Genomic DNA, 3,143 nt, shown 5'->3' on the forward strand with positions numbered 1-3,143 from the left:
GTTAATAGCAATTTCATATATAGATAATTTGGCTTTTAAGCTTCAGCTTCATCTATGCTTTAGTAATAAAGTTAAAATTCACTCTTATAATAAAGATAAGTAAGAGAAATAAAAACAAGAAAACAGTATATTTTACAAAGTATAAAAATAAAAATATTGTGAATTTGTAATAGCAAGATTCGTTTTAAAAACGAAATGGCTTTGGATACATGATTTATTTAGCCAATTTAGAATAACCTTAGAATACATGATGTTAGAAGAACTATTAGTAGAATCATCAGTGCGCGATCGCCTACAATATGAACGTGCGATGTCTACGACGGGCTACGCCTACGCATTTTCTCAGCTTGGCGATCGACTCTTTGATGAGCTGGCTGATAAAATTGCTACAAGGCGACAGTATCGACTACTGTTTGAACACACATTAAAGCCTGGATTATTCCAGCAAATCCGAATTGCTGCTGCGGGTTATATTTGAGCATGTCTGAATAGTCCCATCATTCTTTCAGAAGCTGAAATGCTTGAACGACTACTGGAAGCAAGAAATACTTTGTCGAACTACACCGGCGCTGGTCTTTTGATGCCCAAGCGAGAACACATTCTGGCATTTAACCTTTTTCAAAAGAGCATTGCAGAGGCTTTCTACCAACTAGGAGCAAATGATCTGATTGATGCAGTGGATTTACCAGTCAATCTCCGCATGGTCTACGGTAAAACTGACGCAAAGAAGTTGGGTTTGCCCTTCGCTAGCTCAAAGTGCCATAGCGATGTCTGGGCAGGTGTGGTGATGCAACTGTAGTGGTTCTGCCACTATTTGGCGACATCGATAATATAAGCATGGAAGCGGGTGAAATGCCACGTGAGATGCAACTACAAGCTATGCAGGTGATGTCAGACTTTGATCAAGGTCGGGATATTCCGATGGTTGTCTCCTACACGGAAGCACAACTACAACACGGCACAATGTACTTTAACGATGCCCGTGGATTGCATCAAACAGTAAGAAGGAAAACTGAAGGTCTGAGAATTTCAGTAGATTTCCAGTTTCGTAGAAAATTCAATGAAGCTTACCGAGCAATGGTAGCACCTAATATTGGTGGTATTGAGAAAGATATGAGTGTGCCATATCAAGACTGGCTAAAAGTTGGGAAAGAAACGCTAATTGTGTTTGATGAAACTGTTGAACAGGCTAAGAATAGACAGAATGCTGATGCTCCAGTTCCACTTTATACTCAAGGTTATCGCCTTTTAAATATGTTTAACTTTTGATTTTCAAAAATCATAGCCACAAAAAAGAGGTCTTTGCTGACCTCTTACCAATTCTCTAAAATAATGTTTTATCTACAGCAATTAAATCAAGCCAGTATTAGCGCCTTGCTTGCCAGTTGCTAGTTCCACCTTGATGATTGTACCACCTGCTTTTTGAATGCGTTGCTGTTCACGGAACCAATTCTCATAGGGAACTAGCTTAGTGAAGTAAGTATTTTGGAGTTCGCGTTGGGTACGAATTCTGGTTTGACTGGGAACTAGAGCGGTAATTTTAAAAAAACGGGCCATATTTTGAAAATCTCCTGTAAATTTTGTGAAAACTTTTTTTATCTCAAAATCTTGAGTGCAAATCTTTTAATCATTCAAAGGCTGGAAATCAAACATCAATACTAGACCACCAACACTCATCAGTGATAATTTACCAAGATAAGCAATATAACGTTCTAGCACTCACGGCTGATTTCCAGACCTTAATAAAGTCGCACCTAAATTCTTAAGCGCAAACTAATTCTTAGCTTAAGCCAGAAGAGATATAGTCTAAGTAAACACCCATTTCCTTACCAGCATCAGAACCAACCAAGCTAGCGGTTACTTCCTTGATTGCTTGGATAGCTTGCACGGTAGCACCAACGGGAACTCCTAAAGAGTTGTAGGTTTCCTTCAAGCCATTTAATACACGCTCATCCAAAATGGAAGGATCGCCAGCCAACATAGCGTAGGTGGCATAGCGGAGGTAGTAGTCCAAATCACGGATGCAAGCAGCATAGCGGCGGGTGGTGTACATGTTGCCGCCGGGACGGGTAATGTCAGAGTATAGCAAAGATTTTGCTACAGCTTCTTTAACGATCGCAGCAGCGTTAGCGCTGATGGTGCTAGCAGCGCGGACTCGCAGTTCGCCAGTAGCGAAGTAGCCTTTTAGCTTTTGCAAAGCAGAAGAGTCTAGGTATTTACCTTGAACGTCTGCGGAGTTAATTACAGCAGTAATTGCGTCTTGAGCCATGTTGTTAATTCCTTATTTCCAACCGTATTGCAATACTTGTGTTTCGGCAGAGAAACAGCATCACCCTATAGCAGGGCACCAACTAAGTAGTCGAAGTAAGTACCAGCTTCAGCAGCATCATCACCAGACAGCAATGTAGTAGCTACATTCTTCAGCCCACGGATACCTTCAGCAACACCATCGATAGGAGTTCCTAAGGACTTGTACAGTTCACGGGCACCGATAACACCAATTTCTTCGATGGGGGTAACATCACCAGCAACGATACCGTAGGTAACGAGGCGGAGGTAATAATCTAGGTCACGCAGACAAGTAGCAGTCAATTCTTGACCGTAAGCGTTACCACCAGGAGACACAACATCAGGACGCTTTTGGAACAGTTGATCGCCAGCTTGCTTAACCAGCCGTTCGCGATTTTCTGTCAAAACTTGAGCAATCCGCACACGGCGCTCACCAGTAGCAACAAAGGATTTGATCCGATCCAATTCACCAGGGCTGAGGTAGCGAGCTTCTGCGTCAGCATTCACGATAGCTTTCGTGACGATACTCATTAATGGATTCCTCCAAATACGAATGAAACCAGGATTTGATTAAACTGGTGCGACTTTAATTCGGTTCACTGAGTTTGTTTTCTCGTTATTTTAGATACAACAGTTTAATAACTGTTACGGCTAATAAATTACGAGTTTTCTTGAGTCAACACAAGTACACAAGCTTTTAAACTCAGTTACCTTCCGCAAAACATTTTCCGGCATTATGTTGAGCATTTATGACTGCTCTTAACACTTTGTAATATTGCTTTTCAGAATTTCCGATTTTAGCTGTAATCTGAGAGCAATATTACGAAAGGTTACGAAGGGGACAGGGGGAAGGG

The 3,143-nt window shown here is 41.4% G+C and carries 6 protein-coding genes; 3 read left to right on the forward strand and 3 right to left on the reverse strand.

The window, feature by feature from the left end; translation table 11 throughout:
- The first annotated feature begins 247 nt into the window (after nt 1-247).
- From ACFFAP_RS37465 to ACFFAP_RS37475, 3 genes are read left to right on the forward strand one after another with little or no spacing between them, the layout of a single operon-like run.
- Complete coding sequence (locus ACFFAP_RS37465) at nt 248-478, forward strand: hypothetical protein (protein WP_375515951.1); 231 nt, start codon at nt 248-250, stop codon at nt 476-478.
- A gap of 39 nt (nt 479-517) precedes the next feature.
- Complete coding sequence (locus ACFFAP_RS37470; protein WP_375515952.1) at nt 518-799, forward strand: hypothetical protein; 282 nt, start codon at nt 518-520, stop codon at nt 797-799.
- Complete coding sequence (locus tag ACFFAP_RS37475; RefSeq protein WP_375515953.1) at nt 799-1,269, forward strand: hypothetical protein; 471 nt, start codon at nt 799-801, stop codon at nt 1,267-1,269. Before ACFFAP_RS37470 ends, ACFFAP_RS37475 begins: the two co-directional genes overlap by 1 nt.
- Before the next feature lie 81 nt (nt 1,270-1,350).
- Here the strand turns inward: ACFFAP_RS37475 and ACFFAP_RS37480 are convergent, their stop codons facing one another.
- The 3 genes from ACFFAP_RS37480 to apcA form a co-directional block, all read right to left on the reverse strand.
- A complete protein-coding gene (locus ACFFAP_RS37480; RefSeq protein ID WP_109007263.1) occupies nt 1,351-1,557 on the reverse strand; it encodes a phycobilisome linker polypeptide in 207 nt (68 codons plus the stop codon).
- Between the two features lie 223 nt (nt 1,558-1,780).
- Nucleotides 1,781-2,269 carry an allophycocyanin subunit beta gene (gene apcB / locus ACFFAP_RS37485; RefSeq protein WP_100899351.1) on the reverse strand — a complete coding sequence of 163 codons (489 nt, stop codon included), beginning with the start codon at nt 2,267-2,269 and terminating at the stop codon, nt 1,781-1,783.
- Nucleotides 2,270-2,334: 65 nt separating this feature from the next.
- A complete protein-coding gene (apcA, locus tag ACFFAP_RS37490) occupies nt 2,335-2,820 on the reverse strand; it encodes an allophycocyanin subunit alpha (protein WP_109007264.1) in 486 nt (161 codons plus the stop codon).
- Between the last annotated feature and the right edge of the window lie 323 nt (nt 2,821-3,143).

The organism is uncultured Nostoc sp. (assembly GCF_964245575.1).
GTDB lineage: Bacteria > Cyanobacteriota > Cyanobacteriia > Cyanobacteriales > Nostocaceae > Nostoc.

Bases quoted from the DNA above. Each gene is read 5' to 3' on its own strand.
- ACFFAP_RS37465 (WP_375515951.1), top strand. From the start codon at position 248: ATGATGTTAGAAGAACTATTAGTAGAATCATCAGTGCGCGATCGCCTA.
- ACFFAP_RS37470 (WP_375515952.1), top strand. From the start codon at position 518: ATGCTTGAACGACTACTGGAAGCAAGAAATACTTTGTCGAACTACACC.
- ACFFAP_RS37480 (WP_109007263.1), bottom strand. From the start codon at position 1,557: ATGGCCCGTTTTTTTAAAATTACCGCTCTAGTTCCCAGTCAAACCAGA.
- apcB (WP_100899351.1), bottom strand. From the start codon at position 2,269: ATGGCTCAAGACGCAATTACTGCTGTAATTAACTCCGCAGACGTTCAA.
- apcA (WP_109007264.1), bottom strand. From the start codon at position 2,820: ATGAGTATCGTCACGAAAGCTATCGTGAATGCTGACGCAGAAGCTCGC.